This is a genomic window from Dolichospermum sp. UHCC 0315A (assembly GCF_008121535.1).
In the GTDB taxonomy this organism is placed as follows: Bacteria; Cyanobacteriota; Cyanobacteriia; order Cyanobacteriales; family Nostocaceae; genus Dolichospermum; species Dolichospermum lemmermannii.
The window spans coordinates 20,733-46,304 of sequence record NZ_CP043058.1; the positions used below are offsets into that span (position 1 = coordinate 20,733).

A 25,572-nucleotide genomic window follows, 5' to 3' on the forward strand; every position below is an offset into this window, starting at 1 on the left:
AAACACATAAATTAATGAATTAATTGCAACGATAGTTATCAAAAAATCAAGAAACCTTGGCATACTCATTATTATTAATACTAGAGTCAGATTTAGAGTTAGAGTTAGATTTCTTCCATTTGCGCCCAATTGCTAATAAAACCGCTTCTATCTCTTCCGAATTAGCATTTTCGATCATTTCTATTAATTGCTGTTTTTTGTCAATGCTTGCGATCGGTTGATTAGCCAATAAACTGCAAAAATATGTCTTACTACCAGGACTTAAACGATCCATATTTTCAAGCAGTGATTCAAAAGTTTCTTGAGAAACCCACGATCTACCGCGTCTAAACTCTGTTACTTGCTGTGGCGATATACCGACTAACTCAGCCAGTTCTTTAGCCTTAATACCATACTTACTCATGGCAGTTACAAATGATTCATTAATTCTAGTCATTGATAAACCTCTATAGCTATCAGTTTTATTATTGTAAGGGATAATTTTATTTTTCCCTCAATAACATTGCTATTACTGTATTTTGCAGTATACTATAAATGGTAGTTGAATTTATTGAATTTGTCTACCAATTCACAATGAAAGATCAAACCCTTGCAACTAGACACTACAAGGGCTGAAAAGTGTTTCTTTCATGAATACCAATTCTTTTAATAGTATGACACAAATTTGTACATCATCTCTAATTCCTAAAAAAGAAATTGGACAAATAAAAATAAGAGATAAAAGTCCAAGTCACCAAAGCTATAATGAATTAAATTCACAAAAAGCTAAATCGAGTTTATGCCTCAATCATCAGCCTCTGTTAAGAGCAGGTTTAGTCCTATATGGAAATCAGGCAAAACTAAGACGATCAAGATTCCCATTATCTTGGAAGCTGATCTCAGAGCGATCGCTAAATGTCTTGATCAAGATCCATCCATTGGCAACAAAATTATCGAATACGCTCAATCACTTATTGAACCGTAGACAAAAAATTTCCCCCGTACCACAGCAAATGGTCGGAGGACAGTCCCTAGAATCAATCAAAACCTGTAGGAACAATTAAAATGCTATCTAATTTCAGTTTAGCTGTCAAGGCGGCGGGCGCATTTTTGCACGCCTTTGGAGGTGTGTAATGAAAATTAACAATTTTTACCCAATAACACCTGAAGTATCCAGAAAACTTCGACAAGGTAAATTAACTGCTGCTGAATGGAGAATCTGGAGTTATCTAATTGAGATTGATCCTTGGGGGGACATCTACAAGGATATTGATACACTCACAGTAATGGCAGAATGTGACGTAAGTAAAGCTACATTCTATAGAGCGATCGCTAAGTTAGACAAAGCTGGATTATTACCTGATTGGTTTGAAATAGAGACTTATGAAAATCCTGAGCATCAGGTAGTTCAAAGACTTCAGGCTAAATTAGGTGGTCAAACCGAAGTTGTCACAGCCATTGGCAGAATTGACCTTTTAACTGAAACAGAAATCATTGAGGTAAAACAGGTTTCTGACTGGAAAGCCGCACTAGGTCAAATTCTTACTTATGCAGGATTTTTCCCCGAACACACCAAGCGGATTCATCTTTTTGGTGACTGTACACCTCAGAAAAAAGAGGTTATTTGCTCAACTCTTCTAAGTTTTGATGTAATTGCAACTTTTGAAGGGGGTAAAGATGAGTAACGAAAGTTTTTATCCATTAACTTCCAAAACCTTGGAAAAGTTGTATCAAGCTAATTTGACTGCTGCTGAATGGAGACTTTGGAATTACTTAGTTGTAACTGATCCTTGGGGAGATAATTACAAAGATTTACCAGATACTTTAACCATCATGGAAAAAGTGGGAATCAAAAAAAGTACCTTTTACGCTGCGATCGCTAAGTTTCAAAAGTTCGAGTTATTCGATTTTCAAGACAAAGGCTTTGCATTTCGCAATTTACAAGGAGTTCCAAAAGTTCGGAACACTGTCCAAGATTCTGGAAGTTTTTCCGAAATCTCGGAAAGCATTCCGAAAAAACGGAAACCTAACCGAAAAAACGGAACACTTTCCAAAAATCTGGAAAATCAACCTCCAGAACCCGCGCCCAGCAAGGCTTCTGAAGTCTCTCATACTATTCAGACTTATCAGACTTACACAGACTCTCTCTCAGAAAGCGAAAGAGAGAGTTTTTTGGAGTTTGGTAAGAAAAAAGCTTCTGAACTGCCCAAGCCACCAACTTTAATCAGCAACTGGATTAAAACTCATTGGGAAGACCTGCGATCGCAGTGGGAGAAGTCCCAAGGTAAAGTTTCCGCCTCGCAGTCTAGCAAGTGGGATAACCATCCACAACGAAAGGAATGGCTGGAAAAAATCCGCCAACTAGGTCCGGCTGGGTTTCAGGCTGAAGATATGCCAAACCAGAAAATTAGACGAGAGTTTTATGTTTGGGCTGATGCTAATAATTTAATTTGGGGGAATGAAGCATGATTAATGATTTACCTCAATTTGACAGATTACCTTTAATTACCCAATTAGAAGAAGCAGAAAAGGAAATTTTTCATCCTCATTGGAATTGTTTTTGCTGTCAAGATAGCGGATTTATACAGCCTCACCTAGTGAAAAAGATTATTCCTGACTACAACTACAACCAAGATAAAAATGTAGCTTGTCAAAATCCATCTTGCAAATCTTTTCATCAGAAATGGGGCAACATCAACCTTGAAAATTTTGACACTCGCTTTTTACCAGCAATTTGTCAAAAACTGGATTTATTAAACCGAGAAACTTGGCGTAATACTGTACAAGTTCAAATTGATACTCGCTGTTTATCTCAAAAAATGTCAATAAGAAAGGTTGATAGAACTGAAAACGAAAACAAAGAAGTACAGGAGCGCAAACGAGAAATAGAAGCTATTCCTCATGAACAATGGATGTCAATAAGAGAAAAATATCTTGGTGGACAGTCAGAAGATTCTAATGTTGCATAATTGCACTTTTTGGTAGTTCAAAGATTAGAGGCTAATAGTCATGGCTAAATCTAAAAACACTTCTGTATCTAATTCTGAACCCCTTTTATTTTCAACTGAACAGTATTCTAGCGAAATAGGTAATCTAAAACGATTGCACCAATATGATCCGTATTGGAATGAAATTGTTCTAGATTCTAGTGAATTTTTAGAAGAAAATAAACAGGGAATTTCATTATCTCAATTATCCCAACTACCTACTGAAGAATTAGTCAAAGAAACTGAGAATAGTTTTACAGTAGGACAGCGGATATTTTCTAAAAAAGAGAATCTCAAGGGAGCGATCGCTAAAGTAGGTAAATCAGGTTTTACGGTTAACTGGGACGGGTGGGTAACAGTCTCTTATTCGTTTACACAAATTGAAGAATTGCAACTATCGAAAATAGAGGAGTTGGATTCATGCTTACTCACGCCGCACTCTTCGCAGGAATTGGTGGATTTGAACTGGGAATTAAATCCGCAGGAGCAAACATTCAAACCACAATCTTTATCGAAAACAATCCAGAAGCCCAACGAGTCCTTAGATATAGATTCCCCAAAATTGCCATCCACTCAGATATCAGAGACTGGCAACCAGAACCAGGACAATTTAACCTGTACACAATTGGATTCCCCTGCACAGGTACAAGCATTGCCGGAAATGGATCAGGGCTTGAACATCCAGAATCAAGAATGTGGTTTTATGCCCTCAGAGCAATCGCTACAGGAAGACCTGATTTCATTGTTATTGAAAACCCCGCAGGACTTATCAGAAACGGACTTAGAGGGGTTCTTGGAGGACTGCGAATGGTTGGATATTTCTGGGAAGATCCGCAAATCATATCAGCAGCGGAACTCGGAGCGCCCCATGAAAGAGAAAGGCTGTTCATTGTTGCCTACCCCAACGACGTATCCCAAAGGCTCAACGGGGTGCAGACCGGCTGGCACGAACAGATTAGAACAGAAGTTGCGGCCATTCATAGCCAAGGGGGACAAACTACATCCATCGGTGGCAGGGTGGATGATGGGATTCCCGATTGGTTGGGTGGAGTACCCATTAGCGGACACTGGCGAGATGCTATCAGTGCAACTCCCGTTTATCCCGCTACAGGACACCATATTAAAAACAGACGGCACTGCGTTGACCTCTACGGACGAGCAGTTACACCTCAACAAGCAGAAATTGCCCTCAAACGAGTCTGTTATCTCGCAGAATTCGCTGGAATTGCTTAATCAGGAGTCAGAATTATTAACCCCGACAACTCCGACAACTAACAAAATTAAGGCAATTACTCTACATCAACCTTGGGCTTCTTTGGTAGGTAAGTATAAGCATTATGAAACCAGGGGTAAAGCTACTAATTATCGGGGGAAAATAGCTATTCATGCAGCTATTAGGCAAGAAACAACGGATTATCAAGTCAATGAATTATCTGATTTGTTGGTAGGGGAAGAAATACCTTTTGGATCTGTGGTAGCAATTGGTGACTTAACAGACTGTATCAAAATGACTGAAGAATTTATCAGTCAACAAAGTGCAACAGAATTAAGGTGTGGACTGTGGGAAGTTGGTCGCTATGCCTGGAAATTGGAAAATGTAGAAATATTTGATGAACCAATCCCAGCGCGAGGTATGCCTGGAATGTGGGAAATTGAATTACCAATTACCAAACCGCAATTTAAACCTGGTGAGTACATCCTTAACGGCAAGGTTGGGGAAATTATAGAAGCTAGTCCAGGAGAATACTTTGTCGTCAAATACGGTAATGAGTAAGTAAGTCGGCCCAATAAAATCGATATATGTTTAGTTTTGTAAAAACCGTGAAACACCCTATTTATAAGGTATTCGTTAATTTATATTTCGTTACATAGATTGATTTTTTAACGCCGACCTACTTATGCTGATCTCAAGTGCTACTTTTGGGGTCAAGATGATGAACTAATAAATCAGCTTGCGATTCCTACGGAGCGCTTCGCTATCGCACCTCAAGAGTTAGTTGAAAAATTCTTAGAGGAAACCTTAACTACTGAGAAATTCGTAAGGGAAAATAACTTATCCACAGGTGCGGAAGTTTCTCTCACGAATGATGAGACTGAACAATTCGTAAGGGAAAATAACTTATCCACAGGTGCGGAAATTTCCCTCACGAATGACGGGACTGAACGATTCGTAAGGGAAAATAACTTATCCACAGGTGCGGAAGTTTCTCTCACGAATGATGAGACTGAACAATTCGTAAGGGAAAATAACTTATCCACAGGTGCAGAAATTTCCCTCACGAATGACGGGACTGAGAAATTCGTAGGGGAAAATCAATTATCCACAGGTGCAGAAATTTCCCTCACGAATGACGGGACTGAGAAATTCGTAGGGGAAAATCAATTATCCACAGGTGCAGAAATTTCCCTCACGAATGACGGGACTGAGAAATTCGTAGGGGAAAATCAATTATCCACAGGTGCAGAAATTTCCCTCACAAATGACGGGACTGAGAAATTCGTAGGGGAAAATCAATTATCCACAGGTGCAGAAATTTCCCTCACGAATGACGGGACTGAGAAATTCGTAGGGGAAAATCAATTATCCACAGGTGCAGAAATTTCCCTCACAAATGACGGGACTGAGAAATTCGTAGGGGAAAATCAATTATCCACAGGTGCAGAAATTTCCCTCACGAATGACGGGACTGAGAAATTCGTAGGGGAAAATCAATTATCCACAGGTGCAGAAATTTCCCTCACGAAAAAGAAAAAAATTGCTTCTGGCAGTCTTGCACCATTTATAGAAAATAAAAAACTCAAGGACGGTACAATTGCTACTTATCCTAAAGTAAGTGGTGAAAGAGATCCTTTAAATCATCTGCATTGGCGATGGGGGTATTATTATGAAATCAAGATTGATGGAGAATGGAAAAACCGTAGTTTAGCTACACCTGCTCGAATAGTGCCACAAGTCAAAATAATGATCGAGAATGATTATCCTGTTGAGGAAATCAAGAATTTTATTCTACATTCCAAACATAAAAAAGGAGGCAACAACAGCTAATCCTGTTTAACTTCTAACTGGTAAATGGGAGCATCCCAATTATGCAGTAAGTATAAATGCTTAGAGACTTCAGAAAGAATAAAAGGCAAAATAGCCAAAAAGTGATGAAGAGAAAAAAAATGACCCCTGAAGAAACGCAGAAACTGAATGAACATATCAAAGGCATTTCAGAAATTCTCATCAATAATACAGCTATTGAAAATCTAAAAGACTTTGAAAGCATAGAATTGATTGTGCGAGAGCATATGCTAAACAACGTCAGTCCAGTGGTAGCCAGTTTTTTTTTGAAACAGCAACGGGAACAACTGTGGGAAGAACCAGGGTTGTAAATAGTATTATCGGAAAGGTAAAAATCACCTCTAAACAAGCCGGAGAACTGGGATTAGAGAAAAATAATCGGTTAAGTCCATATCTGGAGAAGTGCTGTTTAAGATTAGTAGCTAATGAATCTTTTGAACACGCTGAAGAAGATATAAAGATGACCACAGGGATGGAAGTCTCAGGGAGTAGTCAACATAGGTTGGTACAAAGATATGAATTTTCTGCTCCACAAGGAAAAGGAATCATAGAGGCATTGAGTGTAGACGGAGGAAATGTCAGGTTGAGAACACCGTTAGGGCAAGAAAGTATCTGGCAAAATTACAAAGCAGTCAGCTTGCATGGACAGATATGTGCTGCATTTTTTCGAGAAAATGACCAGTTATTATCTTGGACAAATTCCCAACCGTTAGGCAAGGTCATTACCTGCGTAGGGGATGGTCATGATGGGATCTGGAATTTGATAACGCAGATAGGGGATAGTTTTCAGCGAAGAGAAGTCCTTGATTGGTATCATTTGGTCGAAAATTTAAATAAAGTCGGGGGGTCAAACAAGCGCATCAGAAGAGTCGAAAGTTATTTATGGGATGGGGACATAGAAATGGCCTTAGCGGAGTTTAAAGGGTCTCAAAACAAGGCCGTGGTGAATTTCCAGAATTATGTCCAAAAGCATCGCCAGAGAATACCAGACTACGGTTTGTATCAAGATTTAGGAATTTGCATTGGTTCAGGGAGTGTGGAGTCGAAGATTAAGCAGATTGGAGCCAGGATAAAAATAACAGGAGCGCAATGGAAGGCAGAAAATGTTTCCCAGATTTTGAACTTGCGTTGTGCTTATCTCAATCAGGCTATTGCTTGAGTATTTATACTTATTACATTATTGGGATGCTCCCTAAAAGCACCACCTTTGTTTGTTGCCTTTTCCCAATACCTGAAATTTCTGATTTTTGATATCTAGGTCTGATAAATTCAGTGCTAAAAGCTCTCCTATTCTACATCCTGTGCGATGCAATAGATGAATTATTGCTGATAGTCGCAAGTCATCTTTGGTTGCTGTATAGAGGATATTTAGCTGGTCTGGTGTTAGATATCTTATGAGAGTATCGCTTTTATGTTCGCCTTTTTCTCGTTGTGGGGGACGCTGTTTTAATCCCTGAATTGGGTTGATTTTTATATACTCTTGTTGGACGGCGAAGTTAAATAGACTTTGCAGTATTGCTTGATGCTTATGGTGGGTTGTGTATTTTAAATGTGAGAGGCTATCTAGATACTCTATTAATGTTTGCTTACTGATTATTTCGATTAGCCAACTTCCATATTCTGCTAGGAAGTTTAAGAGGGTTAGTTCGTAGGTTTTAATGGTACTGGGTGCTAGTCCAGTCCGTTCTAAAAATTTGACGGCAACGGTGGCTAATGTGACAGCTTGCTTCACGGAAATTTGTGTGTTTTTAGCAAGGTTATTTATTCCTAAATTATATATCTTTTAGGGAGAAATATTGGCAGTGTTTTATGGATACTTTTAAAACTCCAAAACCTGGAGAATCTCTGTCCGACTATGTTTTGCGGATGAGAAAGGAACTCAATTTAACTCAGTTTGAGGTGGCGAATGCGGCTGGTGTTCATTCTCGCTCTGTGGGGAAGATTGAACGGGGATTGACAAGGAAACTTAGCCATAAAACTCTTGGCGGTCTTGCTTTGGCTTTGTCTGTGCCTGTTGAGTATTTGCAGGCTGTTGTCAGGGGAGAAGAGGTTCTGGTAATGGCAGCGATTAAGTTTTGCCCCCAATGTTGGAATCCTGGTGGCGTTGTGGATTCAATGTGGGGAAATGTTCGGGCTAGGTTTTGTTATCTATGCGGTACGCAATTACGGTCTAGTTGTGCTAATTGTGGTGAGTTGGTGGTGTCGTTGAGGTATAAGTTTTGTCCTCTGTGTGGAAAACCTTATAAGGATGGGGGGAAAAATTGTTGAAAGCTAGACACAGTAGGCATTTCCAGACCATCTTGCAGGTTTTTACACGTATCTCGGCTCAATACCCATAACCCCACAAATGCGTCGGGTTGCTCTGTCACTTAAGCCAACCTACAAAAAATGGACAAGGTATTGAGTGATGAGACAAAATTAATTACTAAACATCTAGCCCCAAATCCTTATCTAGCAAAGGATTTATAGATAAATAATATATGTTTTCTGTGTTTTCTCCAGATGTAAAAGTTTAAGTTGGGAAATGTTGGGATAGTCGAATCCTGGAGTCTCCCAATCATGAATACCAACTGTATCCACACATCAAAAGCATATATCATCACATTTTTTTTGACGAGTGTAGCAGTTGCGAACTTATTTATCGCTGGAAAACCGGCTCATGCTCAGTTTATTGGTACTGGTTCTGAGTCTAGAGCTTCCGCGGCAGTTACTAGTATTTTATCAAATGGTACAACTAACAGTTTTGCCTCCGAAGTTGTATTTCCACAAGGTTCTGTCAGTCCTAGTGGTAGTCTGAAATTCAAAATTATTTATGGTTCTGTAGGACATGATCCCAGTCAGTTGGTAATTACGAAAGGATATATGAATGCTGGAACTATGAATTATACAGATAACACCATTCAAGCTGCTATTGCTCGCGCGATTCATACTGCTATTAATGAGCATCGCTTAGGTGACGTTATCGGCATTGTTAAATCATGGCAAAGTGGTGGTTCTGCTGCTCTAGACTAAGGGGCTTCCAAAAAATAAAATCCCCAATGGTTATCGTCTATGGTGTGCCAGTATTTTTGATGAGCTAAATTAATGCTCCCAGTCTGTCTTTTAGCCTATCTTCTCAACCGAAGATAGGTGATTCTATCTAATCGGGAGAAGTCCCCAGTAGTTCCAGCATCTGAGACTCTATAATATGAAGCCCTGATAATAGGGTTAAGGTCTTTAATTAGTTCTGCTTGAGAACATAGCCTTGAACTATTGTACAAAAGTTCAAAAATATAAAAGTTCAAAAGTTCAAAAATATAAAAGTATAGTAATATAATTATAGTAAAGTATTTTCATATTTAAATACAATCATATTATGTCAAACACGCCAACAGTGGTTAGCTTGGGTTTAGCTGGAGGGCAGGGGAAATCGACAGTAGCACTGATGCTAGGGAGATATTTAGGGAAATTAGGAATTCCCGTCTTGTTTGTCGATGCAGACCCCCAATCCAGCTTGACTAGCTTTCTGGGGGTAAAAGTAGAACCTAATACCCCAACCCTACTGGAAGTTTTGACTCAGCCAGAGGAAAAAACGAGAATTATTGATGCCATTGCCTCAGTGCCAGACGGACAAATAGGAGAACGCAGCATTAGCAATGCCAACTTGTTTTTGATTCCTGCCGATGATGGACTTGAGAGTGCTAATTACAAACTGGCATCTAGCGGACTGAGCTTATTTATCCTCAGAAATCGCCTGCAACCAATCATCAATAACTTTGGCGTAGCAATTGTAGACCCACCGCCAGAGAGATCACACTTAGCACAAACATCCTTGGGGGCAGGTGATAAGTGGGTAATTCCCGCCGAATCTAACGTCAAGGGAGTGCAATCGCTCTTGCGAACCTTAGAACTAATCAAAGAATTTAAACCAGCACTCCCCTATGGCGAACTGCTAGGCGTAGTCCCATTTCGCGCTCGCTGGACTGGACTACATCCGACAAAAGCCACCCAATCCAGCATTGATACCATGCGGCAGTTAGTAAAAGATGAATTAATGTTGCCCCATATATTAGAGTCAGATGTGTACAAAAATGCTATCAATTATCGGGTTAGCCCTTCAGACTTAGGACAAGTATCACTTGAGTATGCAATTCAGATTTTAGCACAACGGTTAAAACCAGCCTTACTAGAAAAATATGCCAAATTAATCCCCACAGAAACAGCTTAATTATCCTTACTAAAAAGCACAACCTCAGAACATCAACAGGGCTTTAGTCGCTGAATTTCCCTACCACTTACCGAGAAGTTTATGAGTAATTTAAACGAGAATATTAATAACATAAATATGTTAGAAGAAATCCGCCGTAGAGCCACTCAACCAACAGTGCCATCACGGCAAGATGTACTAGTACAGAGCCAGCCAATTACTCCAGATCCTCAAATAGCAGAGAACTCTACCGTTGTTAATAATCAAGGGTCAGAACTAAAACAACTAGCCGAGAAACTAGCCAGCTTTCCCGAAATTTCCCCACGTATCCCAGTCAGATTAGAAGTGCCAATCAAAGAAGAAATAGACCAACTTTGCGCTCAAGAGAAAATAACCATTGAAACCTTATTAGAGGCTTTTTATATCACCTGCAAAGACAAAGATCCTGTGATCAAACAAGTCCTAAAAGAAGCTAAAAAAAGACTGAGAAATCGCAAAGAAGCAGGTAATATTCGCTCCAGCATTACTCGTTTAGCTAATTTGACTAAAAGACAAAAATAGCAGCAGGCTTGTGACGGATAAGTAGTCGGACAAAATTAAATTCACTTGTTGAGAGAGGGAACAGAAAAATCGGTTGTGTAATTAATTCTGTCCCATTACTTAAATCAGATGTAAAATCTATTTTACATTTTCTATTATAATTAGAGAAAATAATGTCAACAACTTTGACATCTGACCAGACACAGCCCTTGAGCGATAGCGAAGCGCTCCGTAGGAATCGCTGCGCTCTCTCCGAGACGCTCCGCAAACGCCGAAGGCATCGCTCTTAAAAACCTACCATGAAAGAAATCATTGCAGCCAACCTGCTCCGCTACCGTAAAAGTCTAGGCTTATCTCAAGAGCAACTTGCAGAACAAGCCTCTGTAACTCGCCAGAGCATCAATAACTACGAAAACGCCAAAACCTTACCAGACAGCAAAATCCTCTCCGCCCTGGCTCGTGTTTTCGGCGTGACACTTGATGAGCTACTACGTCCCCCCAGCGAAGGACTGCCCAACTTCCGCTTCCGCGCCCATGCCTCCTTTGACAAAAACCCCCAATTTGCAGCCCAAGTATTACGAATGCTGCCAACTTATAACGCCCTAGAACAAGCCGTTGGCTTACCGACCTACACCCCAGAAAGTACACCTTGCCACCAAGTAGAAGGCAACGAAAAGCGCATTCAGGCAATAGCAGCTTTATTTCGCCATCGCCTGGGCTTGGGAGATGCCCCCATTGCCAACCTGTTTCAGTCTGTAGAAGAAATCGGCTTAAAAGTTTTACGCCAACCCATTCCCATCAAAGGTTTCTTTGGTCTGAGCGCTTGCAGTGATATTGAAGGTGCATTTGTCTTAGTCAACACCCATAACATCACCATTGAACGTCAATTGTTTACCCTCGCCCATGAAATTGGACACCTCATCTTTCACCGCGTAGAGTACCAAGACACCCTGATTGAAGAAGGAACTAAAGCAGAAGAAAAAACACGCGAACAGGTAGCTGATTACTTTGCCAGTCACCTACTGGTTCCCCAAGCTGAATTTGAACGGATGTATGCACTTACCCAAGATATTGTCAAACTCAAACGGCATTTTCGGGTGAGTTACCTAGTCATCTTAAATCGTTTAGCAGCAATGGGAATCATTGACTTGGCCAAAGAGAAAGCCAAAATATCTGCAATTTATAAAAAGCAACATGATGGTGCATCTTTGCAAAATTTAATGGAATTACCCCCAGCCCTAGCAGCAGCAGAATATCCAGAAAATGAACGTTATGAATTTCTAATTTGGCAGTGCTTAAAATTGGACAAGATTTCCGCAATCAAAGCCGCAGAACTGCTCAATTTAACTGTGGAAAAACTGTGGGTGCGTCATCAAGAGAATGAAGTTTATGCAGTTGCTTAATGGCACAATTCTCGACGCAACAGCACTGATTGATTTTTGCTGGCTGAACGAGTGGAGATGGCTACAACAGCACTATAGTCCGTTGTACATTGCCCAGGAACTTTTAGACTCAGATCAACTAGAACTACCCACTCGCCAAGCTGCTCACCAATACTTAACACCTCTAAATCTTTCCACAGCAGAAATGTTTACCAGTTTTCTAGAATTTAGTGTCAGAGCGCCGCTCTTAAGTATTGCAGATAGGTCTACAATAGCCATTGCCCGTCATCAATTGTTGATTTGTGCTAGTGATGACGGGCTAGTTATTAAAACCTGTGAGGCATACAACATTACCTACACCAGAACACTGCGGTTATTAACGGAGATGGTGTATACAGAATACAAAACAGTGATAGAGGTAATAGCAATGGCTGATAAATTAATCCAGGAACGCGGTAAACACATTTCTGCCAAGGTTTTGACAGATTGGAAAACAAGTTTACAGAAATCTGGTAACTGATATCAGCTTCGATATCAAAACAGGTAAATACAGATATAGCATTGCCTTCTTGACACCTGACAACTTCCGCAAAGAGTATTTAGTTATTTCGGGAATGTTATTACTTTATGTTTTATGATAGACGTTATTGGAAAGATACAGCAGCCGTGGGGTCAAGCGGTCGAAAATAACTAGGAGAAGCAGTCAGCAAAATCTCCACACAGTAGACCGCATCAGTGCGAATTTTCCGCTTCTGCTCGTACTGCCCAATCTTCGCTAACACCAAATCCTCTAACTTTTCCTCCCTGTCAGTATTGCCAATAAACCTAATATTTTGCTGATTGGGGTCAGCATTAAGCGTTTCTTGCTGTCGGGATGTGTGGGCAGCACTTCCAGCAATGTTGGCTCGTTTCAATTTTTTCACTCTGGCGATGGCATAAGCCATATCAGAAGCCTCCAAAATCTCAGTTCCTCACCAATTTCACACAGGCGACAATAGCGAAGCGCTTCGTAGCGATTCCTACGTAGCACTTTGCTATCGCTAAAAAAGCCATCAACAAAACTTACTCATAGGCTTTTTGTGCCAAACACAGCCAGTAATTGCCTACAAAAACCCACTCGTTGCTTTCAAACCTAAAAAACCGTAGTAAGTACAACTATTTTAATCCACTCAACTGTATTCCTGTTGGTAACAATAACTTGGTGCAATTTCAGCACAGGTTTAGCACAATTTTGGTGCAAATCCTGCACAATTTAACTGACCCTCAACATCTATCTCTTGACAGTAAGTTACATCAATTGTTGTGAAAATAGCCAAATTTATGTGCTAGAAAAGAGATAATCCTGTGCTAATTCATCTCACAATTGACCAATGAATTTTAGCTGACTAATCGTTATGACCGACATTTATTTAAGTGTGGACGTGGGTGGGTCACAAACTAAAATTATTTATCAACTCCCAGCCCTGCCAGAACCCAAATTTTTAGTGCTGCCTCCTACGGTTGAGGAGATTCCGAAAACTAAGCTTGACAATTATATGTCCCGTTTGGGATGGATTGGTAGTCCTAGTCCTGAGCAACAATTATGGGTGGAATGGAATGAACGGGTGGTGGTGTTGGGCGATTTTGCTGCTTGTTTTGACCCCCAAGACCGCATTAAGGAACTCAAGTATGAAAATGCTTTGTGGAAGGTGTTGGGCGCTATTGGGCTAATTATTGAAACCCACAAGGCTAAGTTTTCTACTAAAAAGCTATTAACACTAGAATTAGCACTGCTGTTGCCTTGGAATGAGTATACAGACCGCTTGCGTTTTGAGGAACAGTTAAAGTTGATGTTGGCTCATTTCCAGGTGCGAGAAATGGTACTGAAGCTAAAATTAGTTAAGTTTTTGTGCCGTCCTGAAGGTGGAGGACTGGCTGCTGTACGCATTAAGCAAAAGGGTCTGGAGTGGTTGCGCTCGAAACAGTTGGGTGTGCTGATGTTTGGTCACAGAAACACGACCGCACTTTACTTTGAGCGGGGACAACTGAAGCTGGGAGATAGTCCCCTGTTGGGTTTTGCAGATATGCTAGACCAGGTGGTAGAGATGACCAGTGGACTAGACCGAGAGCGTTTGGCACAGGCGATATTTGCTGCTCGTTACGCTGCTCTTGACAAGGTATATAACCCCAATTATCCCCAAACCCGTCACCCCAATTGGGGTGAATGTGTAGCAATTCAAGCATTAGCTAGGGGCGCAGAGAGCGGGTGGGGGATACCGAAAGATAGAGGAGATAAGTAAGAAAGTTAGATAACCTAACCGATAGTAAAAGCAGAAAATATTTGTCGCAGAGAAAATGCTAGATGTACTATCGGTATTAGAAAAACTAGATGTGCCATTCGGGAAGTGGACACAAAACATAGAAGAAATCAGAGAAGCTAAATCTTTAGCATCAATAGTTAGAGGAGCATGGAAGTTAGGACTGGGAGTAGGCAAGGAAATTGTAGCCCACATTCCGCACCCCAAAATGTTACAGAGGGAAATTACGGAGATGAAAATCAAAGGGAGCATCAAAACAAACAGATAAAGTGAAAAAAGGCATTTGAGAAACAGTAAATCACCAAAAATGTCATCAAAATCTATTCTCAATAAGAAGCAATAAGAATGCACACCACCTGGAGAGGTCAATAGATAAGTGAAAGAAGATATTCAAGAAACAATTATAAGTTAGACTAATCAATTAAAGTAAAAAACGAAATTATAGACATAGTAAAATGGAGCTATAAATCAAAGAGATTAGCTCATCTTTACAAGAGAAATTAAATTGATAGAGATGATAATTAGCTGACTAATTGATAGTAACGTAAACAATCATCTGGTAAAAGACTCAAGATAAAATCTCTGTCCTTATTCCAATTAGAAATATGTTTCTCCTGATTGAGTGTAACCAAATGAATACACTGAAAGCATTGAAAAATCCAGCGTAAAGTAGGACGATTAGTTGCTTTGCCTAATTGATTTTTAATTGTTGATTTAGACTCCAAAAGAGCATTTCTAATATGACGTTGAGCCAAAGTATAAACCAGTAGACATAAACCCATAATCATTCCCAAAGACTCTATTCTCTCAGGACTTTTGAGGAAAATACTGTCGGCAAAAAATAATGGGTCTTTGAGAAAACCAAACCCCCTCTCACATGACTGCTGGGCTTTATATTCACTTAGCATAGAATCATTGCTTAGTTCCTGTGAATCTAAAACATTTGTCGCAATAATAAAACGTCCCGCACTCAGCAATTCTGTATTAATTTTACTTTCATCCTGGGAGACTGTAGCTGATATTTGATAGGATATTTCTCCTGAAGTATCTTTTTTATTAGATTTTACTTGAGTCACCGTACTTTCGTGAATTTGATGATATTTGAATTGTTTTGATAATTTTGATAATGCCTTGATAGCATCTGCAACACATGCAAATCTCTCTTGTGATAACTTTTTCAAATCTTGCACAGCTTTTGATTCTGCTTTGGTAATTTTTTGTGTGAGCTTATGCAGGTCTGATTCTTTTCTTTCTTGACTTTGCACTACTAACCATCTTTGTTCTATCCCTGCATAATTTTGGATTTTTGATGCTAATTTATATCCTGGTATTGTACTATCAATAAATTCTGATTCTGCTAATGTTGATATTAATGTTTTTGCTGCTTTTATGCTTAATGGTACTCGACATAACCAACGTAATTCTGACATCATTTTCAGGTTTGATTCTGTATATAAAGCAGCGTCAGCAACCATGAGACTATTAACTTCTAATTGTTTTTGATATTCTACTGCTATTTGACCAAAACATGATGAATCTGCTTGATTTCCCGATGCTAGTTTTAAAAATATTGGGATGTCTCCATCTCCTGAACATATCATTTCTATGATGAATTGTTTTAAATCTGGTCTATGGTCACGGGAATAACCGTAGGTGATGGTTATTTCTTTTGGTGATTTTACTGCTAATTCTTCTAATTCTTGGTTATTTCCTACTTTTTGACTCTCAAATATTACGAATGGTAAGCTAGTGTTATACTGCCCATGCACGTGCATTGATGATGAGTCTAGATGTGATGTTGATAGTGATACTCCAAATTTTTGAGCAGCTTTTAAGGCTATGAGAAAAAAGATTGTATCTAAGCCTTTTATAAACAGTTTATCCATGACTCTCCCCAATTTATCGTCGTTAAGATATTCTGGTTTTACTCCTGTTCCTATTAGATGCTCACAGGCGATTGTTTCAAAATATTGGGGAAACATATATAACGGTTTGGAGACAAATCCTAACCCGTTTATTATCATGGCTTTTACCACTTGACCTGCATTTACTTTTTCGTCTTTTTCGACTCCTATTAATTCATTTATTATTTCTACTATTCCGATTGAATCTATGATTCCTGCTACTATCCCTAGATGGTCTATGTTCTCAATTTCTATTTCTTGAGGTTTTAATTTCACAACAGTTTCCTCTAATACTTCTGTTGTCATCAATTATTTCTTATTTGGTTATCAATTCATTTTTTTCTTTTGTTACCAAGTTTCACTTTATCACACCACGTCCCTTTTAATGCTACTTATTCTTATTAAGCATCTTAATTTTTGAATTGGCTTTAGTTATTATGTACTACTTTAAGGGCTTTTTTGATCTGTGACAGTTTGGGGTGCGGAATGTGGGTTGTAGAGCAAGAATTGTCTTTTAGAGCAGAGCAGCCAAACAATTGGCCAACCTGTAGCCATTGCGGAAAGCGGTTGAGAAGCAAAGGAATGCGACCAAGACAGATGGAAACACTGTTAGGGCAAGTATCGTGGTCAAGAAGAGTCGGGCGATGCCCTGAAGGATGTAAAGAAACGCAAATAGCTCCATTAGATCAAGCCCTGGAAATAGAACCATGCCAACAAACTAGCTGGGAATTAGTGCAAATGGGGTGTTTATTAGCGGTATTTCTGCCATTTGAAACAGTAAGAATAATATTACACCAATTAACGGGAGTAGAAATCAGTGCAAAGACGATATGGAATTGGGTACAAAGCATGGGAAAGCGGGCAATGGCGAAACTGGAGACAGAGATAAATCAACTATCCCTTGGGAATCCGCCAACACCGGAGACAATGACTCAGGCAATAGCAAAAATGCCGTTAGTGATAGGTGCAGATGGAGTAATGATACCCATGCGTCCTCATCCGGGTAAACCTGATGGGAAAACCCAATGGCGAGAGGTAAAAGTGGCTATTTTGTCCAGATTAGGACAAGGAGTCACCCGTAAAGGAAAGGAGTTTTTCCGTCTGCACCAACGCAGATTGGTCGCTGTGTTAGGAGATATTGATGCCCTGCGTCCACGTTTAATGCTAGAAGCACTGCGACAACAATGGCAGTCAGCACCCCAATTGGTCTGGATTAGTGATGGTGGTAAGGGGTTTTGGAATCTTTATCATCAATGCTTTTCTGCCACCGCCATTGCTATCTTAGACTTTTATCATGCCGCACAAAATCTGTGGAAGGCAGCATCGGCAGCTTATGATGGTCGAACTACTAAAGCTAATCAATGGTTTAAGTATTTGCGGCATCAACTGCGTCATGGTCTCGAAGCGCAAGTGATTGCCAAATTAGCTGAAACTATTCAACTTCGCGGATTATCATCTGATGTCCTGAGAACTTTAACCAATGTTCATAATTATCTTTTTACACATCAGTCACATATCAACTATCAGCGTTATAAGGAACTAGGTTTACCTTTAGGTAGCGGTATGGTGGAAAGTGCTTGTAAGTGGTTAATTCAGCAACGGTTTAAAGGTGTTGGTATGCGTTGGAGCGAACCTGGTTTTAACCATTTGTTACATCTACGATTGGCTTGGGTTAATGGTCGCTTTGATGACCTGTTTTCTCCTGTTTTTTCCGCATCCCCCAAGCCTTAGATGCGCCCATTAGCTAGTGCTAAAGACACGAATTTAAGAACTAGGGAAATTCGAGATATTGCTCAAGCAATTGAGCGAGCGACGGCTGAATATGGGGATAAGTTAGAGCGGTGGTTAAATCGACTGCTGCCGACAAAATTGGATGAGGTGATTATTGGCGGTGGTGCTGCTTACCATTTGGAGCCGGAATTGGAGATTTATTTCAACTGTGAAGTTACTACTTCTTATGAGTCTGGGTCTAGTTGGGGTTCACAAAAAAAGGTGAGAGGTAGCAGTTATGAACGGCGCAATCAGAGCAAAAATTTCACGCCGATGATTTGGGGGGCTGGTATTGCTGAGATTGTGAAAAAAACTTTTGATTTAGATAAAGCGATAGATGGTGAGCAATGTCTGTCTCAAAGGCTCATTGACTGCTTTGGGATGTTTGATTATTTGCTGGACAAAGGAAATAGTTAGCTGTTTTTGATTTTGATTAATCGTCTGTTTTTAGTCCCGATAAAAAGGAGGGAGGAAGCAAGGGTCAATGAATAAAATCAGGAAAAAACGGAAGAGTTTAAGTTTGCGTCTTCAGCCTTATGAAGGCGAACCAATGGCAGAAGTGGTTGATTATTTGAATTCTCTCTCAAAGGAAGAGGTCAATCGCAAGGTGTCGGATATTTTGGTAGCAGCTTTGTTACCTTTGGCTCGATATCACAGTGGGGAATATACACCGGAACAATTGCGGTTTGCTTGTTGGGAATCACAGGATGTTTTAAATAAACATGGCAGTAATCTGCGCTTGGCTTTGGGTGTGGAACAACCACAGTTTGTACTGCCAAATTATGTTACGTCTGTGGCTCCAGTAATGAGTTCAGCTAATACTAATACCCACAATGGTATGACAAATGTAGAGTCAGATACGTTGGTAGAAGAACAAGAAAAGCAGCGTCCTTCTACTTTGATCCAAGGTAAGGCTTCATCTCAGGATTTGGATGGACTGTTTGGGGATGCTTAACAAAATCATCCACAGCAGTATCTAAAATGCGGATATTATCACCCCAAAGAATTTAGGCAACAACCTGTTGCACAAATTCAATCAACCTTATCAATGCTGTTATTCGGTTGGGCTGTTGCTTAACCCAACTTACATTTATTAATCTGATTCTGGTAAATTAGAGTGAACAAGCTGTGCAAATTCTTCTAAAGAACTAATGCTAATTGTTGATATTAGAAGTTGTTCTAAAAAAGATGTCTTATCAATTTGATTAATGCTGGCAATCAAATTTTCGGGAATATCACCAAACCGCACTTGTACAAGTTTGATAATATCTTGTTTCCGAGTTTTTTCTATAGTCCGTCTTTCAATGTTAGTTAATAATGGCATTTTTCGTTCCTCTTGATAATTAGCTAATTTTTCTTCAAAACTTAATTGCAAGTCTTCAGATAAAGCCATCATTAAATCAATGACCTTATACAAATCAACAATTTCTTTACGGTTATAACCTCTTTCATAAAGTAATCTAGCTAAGTTCCATTTCCACTGTTCCCTAGCTGACAAATTGCTATTAGTGGCTTTAGTCTTTAAATGTGCCATTACCACTATAGCAAAAATATTATTACTTTGCTCTAACTCCTCCCATTGATAATCTAGAAGCTTGACGATAGAAAAATTAAAGATTAATTGACTACTTCCTAAACCATACTGGTAAGAACTAGGTCGCCAACTTTTAGTTCCATCTCCTAGTATGGCTAAACTAATCACTGGTTTTTGATATAAATCAAAAGAACGATAGTTGTAGATAAACATTCTTTGGGAAAATTCTTTATCATATTGACTTTGTACTTCTACATGAATTAATATCCAAACCTCTTGATTATCTAATAACCACACTTTAAATAATTTATCAGCGTGGCGGGTTTTACTGTCGGCAGATGCGGTAATCTGTTCTAATTCTTTATCTAGAGAAATGGGGGTTTTAGTCCAATCTATTTGTTGATAGATTTCTGGATAAAAGAAGGCGAGAAATGAATCAAAATAATCTCAAGGTTGCTTCTTTCCAGGTTTCATCATAGTTAGCTGTAATTTCGGTCATTGTGATGAAAATAGTGTCAATAATTTTCTAATATTTGTGCAAGTACCTCTTGCACAATTTCAAGATTTGGGTAATTTTAGGAAAAACCCATCATATATTTATATGATATACCAAGTATTTATATGATATCCCAGCATATTCTCCCAAATCATCCCATCTAATTTGGTAGTTTCTGTAAATTGCTTTTCTAATTTTGCGAGTAAGTCCCTTAGTATGGTTTGTTGTTTTAATGTAGATGCTTCTTTGTACCACTGCACTACTGAGAAGATAATTTTATTTCTTTAATCACGTTATTATCTGACCAGTAAAAATCATCGTCATAAAATTTCAACTTTTCTCACGAGCATTTACAAGTTCAACAAAAAAATCTCAAGTTGAATCAATCATACTCACATTTTTAATGAAACAGTTTCATTAAAAAAATGTGCCATTTCAACGCCACTTCAATGCCACTTCAATGCCAAATCAGTGCCAACTCAACGCCACTTCAATGCCAATACTACGCCATACTTACGCCAATATTACATTATTAAGTACATTTAGTATATATTTAACCTGTCAATAAAAAGGTTTATTGACAAAATAATAGTCAAAAAATGCCAATCCAACGCCAATTGAATGCCAATTGAATGCCACTCAAATTGTTGATTCGAGCCGCCCAAAAACAACGTTTGGCGAGTAGCAAGCTATGTCGCAATGTGCATCTCTCTACTAAAAAGACAGCAGCCAAACCAGCAAAAAAACCAAGGGTTTCGGGTTTGCCATTTCTGGTGTAGATACTTCTACTACTGCACTACTAACTGATTTACTTTGTTCACTTTCTCGTTTCACTCTTTGAAAATCATGCTGAGAAAAATTCAACTTCTCCCATGAGCATTTACAAGTTCAACAAAAAAAATCCCAAGTTGAATCAATCATATTCACATTTTCAATGAAACAGTTTCATCAAAAAAAATGTGCCAATTAAGATCCAAAATAGCTCCAATACAGATCCATTCCCTATCCATTACACTAACAATCCATTGGTAAAACCGACTCGCTCAACCAATCATAAAATTGTGGCATCAACTGTTCCAGCGATCGCAATTCTTGAGCAGCAATATCCTCCAGCAACAACACAGCCCCCCATCTTCTATCCTCACTCCAGGAACGAAGAACCGACTTTATCGCCTCCACACCCTTTTTCAAACTCGCTCTCAGTAACTCAACACAATTAACCAAGGAAGTGTTATCGCCATCATCGGGTTGAAACTGCCTAAAATCGACTCCATCAGCACCATTAACTAAAGAAGGGTTATTACCATCTCTAGAACAAGCTGCAAAATCGACTAGATCTACCGTAGTATTCACCCCCTCCCCTAGAGGTTTCCCTATACCATTAGGGGGGGGAGTGGATACGGGGTTAGGTGGAGGCGCAACCCCATATCTAGACTGCATTCCAGCCTGATAATGTCGTTGTGATTCCTGAGCTTGCTGCGCCCTTTCCTGCTTCATGTTCCGCTTATGCTCTCTGTGAGCAATTACCTGGAGGGCAAAATCCAATTCCCCTGGAGAAAGGAAGAAAAGTTTTACCTGTTTCCCACGTGGACCCTCCTTGCGGTCATCCAACTTTAATCCCAGTTGGTCTAATAAAGTCCCCAACAACCAGATGGGTTGACATTTATCTGGAACTGTAAAGCCCAAAATCGTTTTTATATACACCCCGTATTCTTTAGCAAGTGCTACCATTCTCAATAAATCAGGATCACGAGCAGTAACTTCCTCTCCTGCTACTAACCGTTTTAAAATGTGATGCAGTCCTAAATTAAACCTGGCTAACCATTTAGCTGAATAATTACCCCAGTCCATACATAAAGGCAGATGTTCTCGCTCTTGGCGGTCTTTCTCTGCCACAATTGTTGGTGGGGCTGGGTATTGTCTATTGCTATTAGTGTCAAAAATTGTCCCATCTGGTTCTTTGAGGATGGCCTCAAATGCGGAAATGGCTCGACTTAATTTACCACCAGCATCTTTTTCTACTAGTGATTCTGTTACTTCAATACCATAAGTATCTTGAAGGCGGAATTTCTCACATTCAAACACTTCTTCAGGTTTAAGGTAATCTTTATTTTGACGCTGACGATATTCAGTCGGGGAGATATTCTTGGCTCTGGTTACTGCTGAGTAATAAGCCGTATCTAAAGCCGCAGCAGCTTTTTTCATCTGGTCTAGGGCAAATGTATCTTCATCACCACCCATGGAGATGATTTTATTCCCCATTTCTGTTAATAGATCTTGTAAATCAGTCCGCAGATTGTTGATAGAGCGGTTACGGGCAGCAAGAATTTGACAATAAGTATCTAATGCCCAATCTTTTTCTACGCCTCTGCGTCCAGTTTCCTTGTCAATGCGGATGAGGAAAGCCGTAACTTCGTTGGTTTGCAGGATTCGTTCTTTGATTTTCTGGGCGTTGGTTTCCTGATAACCAAAGGGAGGACGGGGGGCAACCCATACATGAATGGGGACGTGGGGACGATAGCGGTATAGTTGTTGGGCGCATTCGGTAGCGGTTTGGGATTTGGCGTGAAAGATGCCATATACTACGTCAAAGTGATATTCGTTGATGTCTACTCCTGTACCGAGACTGGGGGAGGTTAACAGGGCATCAACATCTTTGACGGCGTTGGTAATATCTTTGATGAAGGCTACGTTTTCTTCGCTACCTGAGTTGTCTGAGTGAATAGACCATAATCTCAGTCTGGATGTGGTGCTTTTGTGAGCGTTAGTGTTTGACTGAGCGTTCACTTCTAAGTCTGAATGGTGTTGGGTATCGGGTGTGGGGGAATGATTTGATGATGTGGAATTTACCTGTAATATTTGAGAATTTTCATTTTTATCTGTTGCAGATAATGCTGAATTTACCTGTGACAAAGTTTGAGTTGCGCCATCTTTAACTACCGTAAAGGTATCCAGTCCCTCTGCTCCCCTGCTCCCCTGCTCCCCTGCTACCTGCTCCCTGCTCCCTGCCTCTTCTATCCGTACTTTCATGGTAAGGGATTGTTCTAATTTCTTAATGAAACGCTTGGAGTCAGAAGCTACCATGATTTTCTGTTTGTTCATCAGCGCGGCGGAAATCTGGGCAACTATGGCTGAGGAGTTATTGCCTTCATACCAATAAATTAAGCGATCGCCATTTCTCCAATCGTTTTTGAGAATAAAGGGTTTTTCCTCTGGTGGACGCATGGCGCGGAAGAATTCTACTGTGATGTCGTCCATGTGGGCATCAGCGATGATTACTAGCGGGGCGTTATAAACGATATATTCCAACACTTCCAGTATTTGCGCTCGATATTCTTTACAGGTTTTACTGTGCAGTAGGTGAGTTAAGTATTGGCAAGCTTCATCAATAAACACACAGCCGTAGTTAAGCATTTGGGTGTTAAGCTTATGTAAGCTGTCAATCGTGATGCTGAGAGCTTGTGCTTTGGCTAAACCTGCATAACTTAAATCAGAGTACATATCTGTTTTAAGACGGGTTGCTAAGTTTTTCAGTAGGTTAACCCGATGTCCGGTGTTGAGGAATTTGACATCAGGATTTGCTTCCCGCCATTGAGCCATGCGTCCGGTTTTGTTTGTCCCCATGTCGCTGGACAATACTACCAGCCCGGATTTGGGAAGTTTTTCAGCTGATGACAGGAATTTGACGTTGACCCGAATATCTGGTTTGTATTTGCTGCTTAGTCCTCGATGCCTAGTGTGGAATAAGCGTTGGTATTGTTTTAAACTAACTGCGTCATCAATTATGATGGTTAGTAAGGCGTTTATTTGAGTAATTTGAACTGATGAATTTTGATTAATTACTTCATGCTGTTCTGTAAATTGACCATCGTTGGTAAGTTTATTGTTGTCAACTAGTGAGTTTTGATTAGCTGTTTGATGACACTTTATGGCTTGATAGTTATCAGTTAGCTGATTTTCTTGAACTGGTAAAAACTGATTAAGTACATGAGGACATTCTACTATTTGACCATCATTGTCTAATTGATTGCCTTCAATCAGTAAAGTCTGATTAATTGCTTGATTGGGGGTATTAGTTCGATTCTGCTCAATGAATTGACTGTATTTAACTGTTTGTCCACTTTCGATTAATTTACTGCGTTCGACAATAAAATCATCTACGCCTTTTTCGGGACCTGGTAGCAGTGCGACTTCACAGGTACAACCTACAGCTTCAATGGTTTTGCCTGTACGCAAGGTGGCTTGGAATATTGACCAACGGGTTTTGGATTTGGTTTCGTAGTCGAAGAGAATAATGAATTTACGCCCTGGTTGGGCAAGGGGCATGATGTCGGGGTGTAACCGTTCGTCAAAGTCTTTTTTGCCAATCCGTCCGCTCCAAATACCAGGGAGTGCGATCGCTACAAATCCTTGACTTAATAAGGAAGCTGCTTTTTTCTCACCTTCACACAGAATAATCGGGATTTCTGGGTGCATCATTACCCATTCCCAAAATGAAAGGGGAGTTTCGACTATTTCTGTTTGTTGTTGGTTATTGCTCAATAGCCGCACGACCCACTTCCAAAATGAGAGTGGAGTTTCTGCTATCTCTGTTTGTTGTTGGTTATTGCTCAATAGCAGCAGTACCCATTCTCCAAATGAGAGTGGAGTTGCTACTGTCTCTGTTTGTTGTTTTTTCTTGCTTAATAGCATTACTAACCATTTCCACAATGAGAATGGAGTTTCTGCTATTTCTGTTTGTTGTTTGTTATTACTCCATAGCAACAGTACCAATGCCCAAAACAAGACGGGAGTTTCCCAAAACGAGAGGGGATTTAATTGGTCTTGTAAACGCTGTGCTGGGGGAGAATAATCTCGTTTGATATTGTAACGTGCTGCAACGTTATCCCAAATGCAGTCGGGAACATCAAAGTAGGTGACACGGTTGGGTGTTTTTGGTGGTGATTCGTATTTAACTATTTTGCCATTTTTGTCAATACGCCCTTGGGTGGGTTTGAATCGTCCCCACTCCATTGATTGCCAGTTATTTAAGGGGTCTAGTCCACTAATCCATATCCCCCCCTCTGTGGCGTATTGGTACAGTTTGAGGAAGGGGCTGGTTACTCTACCTGTGTTTAAGCGAGGGATGGCGTTGGAGATGAACAGGTAGTTGAGAACTGTATCGCCGGCAATGTGGATGAAGTTTCGCTCTATCAGTTCTGGATGGATGGCGCTGCTAATTGCTAGTTCGTGATATTCGGCTTCTGTAAGGTTGTTGGGGAGGTGAACCGGAGACTGGCTGTTTGCTTGCTGCTCTAGATGATTTTGAGAAGCTGATGTTTGGCTGTTTGCTTGCTGTTCTGGATGTTGTGGAACAGGAGATTGATTAACTGATGTTAGGTCTTTGTTATTTAACACGGTAGATTCCTCTTGATACTTGGTTTTTCTGGGTAT

General features: G+C 40.0%; 25 protein-coding genes and 1 pseudogene. 18 read left to right on the top strand and 8 right to left on the bottom strand.

Annotated elements, in window-relative coordinates; all coding sequences use genetic code 11:
• Window positions 1–46: 46 nt before the first annotated feature.
• The gene (locus BMF77_RS25780; protein ID WP_148766614.1) at window positions 47–436 is read right to left on the bottom strand and encodes a helix-turn-helix transcriptional regulator; all 390 of its coding nucleotides are present in this window, start codon (window positions 434–436) and stop codon (window positions 47–49) included.
• A 342-nt stretch (window positions 437–778) separates the two neighbouring features.
• Here BMF77_RS25780 and BMF77_RS25785 point away from each other — a divergent pair, with 342 nt between their 5' ends.
• The 7 genes from BMF77_RS25785 to BMF77_RS25815 all read left to right on the top strand — a co-directional run bounded on the left by BMF77_RS25785 (window position 779) and on the right by BMF77_RS25815 (window position 7,189).
• Entirely contained in the window at window positions 779–964 is a 186-nt protein-coding gene (locus BMF77_RS25785; RefSeq protein WP_148766616.1) for a hypothetical protein, read from the top strand.
• Between the two features lie 148 nt (window positions 965–1,112).
• A complete protein-coding gene (locus tag BMF77_RS27535) occupies window positions 1,113–1,664 on the top strand; it encodes a hypothetical protein (RefSeq protein WP_210422268.1) in 552 nt (183 codons plus the stop codon).
• Entirely contained in the window at window positions 1,657–2,448 is a 792-nt protein-coding gene (locus tag BMF77_RS25795) for a hypothetical protein (protein ID WP_148766618.1), read from the top strand. The genes BMF77_RS27535 and BMF77_RS25795 overlap by 8 nt, the downstream gene beginning before the upstream one ends.
• On the top strand, window positions 2,445–2,948 hold the full coding sequence (locus BMF77_RS25800; protein WP_148766620.1) for a hypothetical protein: 504 nt from the start codon (window positions 2,445–2,447) through the stop codon (window positions 2,946–2,948). The genes BMF77_RS25795 and BMF77_RS25800 overlap by 4 nt, the downstream gene beginning before the upstream one ends.
• Window positions 2,949–3,386: 438 nt before the next feature.
• Window positions 3,387–4,199: a DNA cytosine methyltransferase gene (locus BMF77_RS25805; protein WP_148766622.1), complete on the top strand. Its 813-nt coding sequence runs from the start codon at window positions 3,387–3,389 to the stop codon at window positions 4,197–4,199.
• On the top strand, window positions 4,192–4,740 hold the full coding sequence (locus BMF77_RS25810; protein ID WP_148766624.1) for a hypothetical protein: 549 nt from the start codon (window positions 4,192–4,194) through the stop codon (window positions 4,738–4,740). Before BMF77_RS25805 ends, BMF77_RS25810 begins: the two co-directional genes overlap by 8 nt.
• A 1,391-nt stretch (window positions 4,741–6,131) precedes the next feature.
• A protein-coding gene (locus BMF77_RS25815) for an ISKra4 family transposase (RefSeq protein ID WP_148761479.1) occupies window positions 6,132–7,189 on the top strand; the annotation gives its coding sequence in 2 pieces (ribosomal slippage) (window positions 6,132–6,285 and window positions 6,285–7,189; 1,059 coding nt in all).
• Between the two features lie 33 nt (window positions 7,190–7,222).
• Here the strand turns inward: BMF77_RS25815 and BMF77_RS25820 are convergent.
• A complete protein-coding gene (locus BMF77_RS25820; protein ID WP_148766626.1) occupies window positions 7,223–7,762 on the bottom strand; it encodes a tyrosine-type recombinase/integrase in 540 nt (179 codons plus the stop codon).
• Window positions 7,763–7,839: 77 nt separating this feature from the next.
• Between BMF77_RS25820 and BMF77_RS25825 the strand changes: the two genes are divergently transcribed.
• On the top strand, window positions 7,840–8,298 hold the full coding sequence (locus tag BMF77_RS25825) for a helix-turn-helix domain-containing protein (protein ID WP_148762642.1): 459 nt from the start codon (window positions 7,840–7,842) through the stop codon (window positions 8,296–8,298).
• A gap of 291 nt (window positions 8,299–8,589) precedes the next feature.
• Window positions 8,590–9,042 carry a TEK-like protein gene (locus BMF77_RS25830; RefSeq protein ID WP_148766628.1) on the top strand — a complete coding sequence of 151 codons (453 nt, stop codon included), beginning with the start codon at window positions 8,590–8,592 and terminating at the stop codon, window positions 9,040–9,042.
• A 95-nt stretch (window positions 9,043–9,137) separates the two neighbouring features.
• On the opposite strand, the gene BMF77_RS29140 is transcribed toward BMF77_RS25830, so the two are convergent.
• A complete protein-coding gene (locus tag BMF77_RS29140) occupies window positions 9,138–9,314 on the bottom strand; it encodes a group II intron maturase-specific domain-containing protein (protein ID WP_371735144.1) in 177 nt (58 codons plus the stop codon).
• 71 nt (window positions 9,315–9,385) lie between these two features.
• Between BMF77_RS29140 and BMF77_RS25840 the strand changes: the two genes are divergently transcribed.
• The 4 genes from BMF77_RS25840 (at window position 9,386) to BMF77_RS25855 (ending at window position 12,658) form a co-directional block, all read left to right on the top strand.
• On the top strand, window positions 9,386–10,237 hold the full coding sequence (locus tag BMF77_RS25840; RefSeq protein WP_148766632.1) for a ParA family protein: 852 nt from the start codon (window positions 9,386–9,388) through the stop codon (window positions 10,235–10,237).
• Window positions 10,238–10,318: 81 nt separating this feature from the next.
• The gene (locus BMF77_RS25845; RefSeq protein WP_148766634.1) at window positions 10,319–10,777 is read left to right on the top strand and encodes a hypothetical protein; all 459 of its coding nucleotides are present in this window, start codon (window positions 10,319–10,321) and stop codon (window positions 10,775–10,777) included.
• Between the two features lie 278 nt (window positions 10,778–11,055).
• Complete coding sequence (locus BMF77_RS25850) at window positions 11,056–12,159, top strand: XRE family transcriptional regulator (RefSeq protein WP_148766636.1); 1,104 nt, start codon at window positions 11,056–11,058, stop codon at window positions 12,157–12,159.
• Window positions 12,146–12,658: a hypothetical protein gene (locus BMF77_RS25855; protein WP_148766638.1), complete on the top strand. Its 513-nt coding sequence runs from the start codon at window positions 12,146–12,148 to the stop codon at window positions 12,656–12,658. Before BMF77_RS25850 ends, BMF77_RS25855 begins: the two co-directional genes overlap by 14 nt.
• 124 nt (window positions 12,659–12,782) lie before the next feature.
• Here BMF77_RS25855 and BMF77_RS25860 read toward each other — a convergent pair whose 3' ends face one another.
• A complete protein-coding gene (locus BMF77_RS25860) occupies window positions 12,783–13,082 on the bottom strand; it encodes a plasmid recombination protein (RefSeq protein ID WP_246863030.1) in 300 nt (99 codons plus the stop codon).
• A gap of 450 nt (window positions 13,083–13,532) precedes the next feature.
• Here BMF77_RS25860 and BMF77_RS25865 point away from each other — a divergent pair, with 450 nt between their 5' ends.
• Both BMF77_RS25865 and BMF77_RS29145 read left to right on the top strand, forming a co-directional pair.
• Entirely contained in the window at window positions 13,533–14,417 is an 885-nt protein-coding gene (locus BMF77_RS25865) for a ParM/StbA family protein (RefSeq protein WP_246863031.1), read from the top strand.
• Window positions 14,418–14,472: 55 nt separating this feature from the next.
• The gene (locus tag BMF77_RS29145) at window positions 14,473–14,703 is read left to right on the top strand and encodes a hypothetical protein (protein ID WP_168204489.1); all 231 of its coding nucleotides are present in this window, start codon (window positions 14,473–14,475) and stop codon (window positions 14,701–14,703) included.
• A 253-nt stretch (window positions 14,704–14,956) separates the two neighbouring features.
• Here the strand turns inward: BMF77_RS29145 and BMF77_RS25875 are convergent, their stop codons facing one another.
• Window positions 14,957–16,645: an IS1634 family transposase gene (locus BMF77_RS25875; protein WP_148763581.1), complete on the bottom strand. Its 1,689-nt coding sequence runs from the start codon at window positions 16,643–16,645 to the stop codon at window positions 14,957–14,959.
• Between the two features lie 180 nt (window positions 16,646–16,825).
• Here BMF77_RS25875 and BMF77_RS25880 point away from each other — a divergent pair, with 180 nt between their 5' ends.
• From BMF77_RS25880 to BMF77_RS25890, 3 genes are all read left to right on the top strand, one after another.
• Entirely contained in the window at window positions 16,826–18,070 is a 1,245-nt protein-coding gene (locus tag BMF77_RS25880; protein WP_148766640.1) for an ISKra4 family transposase, read from the top strand.
• A complete protein-coding gene (locus tag BMF77_RS25885; RefSeq protein WP_210422269.1) occupies window positions 18,071–18,526 on the top strand; it encodes a hypothetical protein in 456 nt (151 codons plus the stop codon).
• Window positions 18,527–18,593: 67 nt separating this feature from the next.
• Window positions 18,594–19,064 (top strand): hypothetical protein, encoded by a 471-nt coding sequence (locus BMF77_RS25890; protein WP_148766642.1) that lies wholly within the window; start codon window positions 18,594–18,596, stop codon window positions 19,062–19,064.
• A 138-nt stretch (window positions 19,065–19,202) separates the two neighbouring features.
• On the opposite strand, the pseudogene BMF77_RS25895 reads toward BMF77_RS25890, so the two are convergent.
• The 3 genes and pseudogenes from BMF77_RS25895 to BMF77_RS28475 form a co-directional block, all read right to left on the bottom strand.
• Window positions 19,203–20,142 (bottom strand): annotated as a pseudogene (locus BMF77_RS25895) (hypothetical protein).
• Between the two features lie 711 nt (window positions 20,143–20,853).
• The gene (locus BMF77_RS27125; RefSeq protein WP_168204490.1) at window positions 20,854–21,003 is read right to left on the bottom strand and encodes a hypothetical protein; all 150 of its coding nucleotides are present in this window, start codon (window positions 21,001–21,003) and stop codon (window positions 20,854–20,856) included.
• Window positions 21,004–21,153: 150 nt separating this feature from the next.
• The gene (locus BMF77_RS28475) at window positions 21,154–25,152 is read right to left on the bottom strand and encodes a DUF3854 domain-containing protein (protein WP_371735671.1); all 3,999 of its coding nucleotides are present in this window, start codon (window positions 25,150–25,152) and stop codon (window positions 21,154–21,156) included.
• Window positions 25,153–25,572 lie beyond the last annotated feature (420 nt).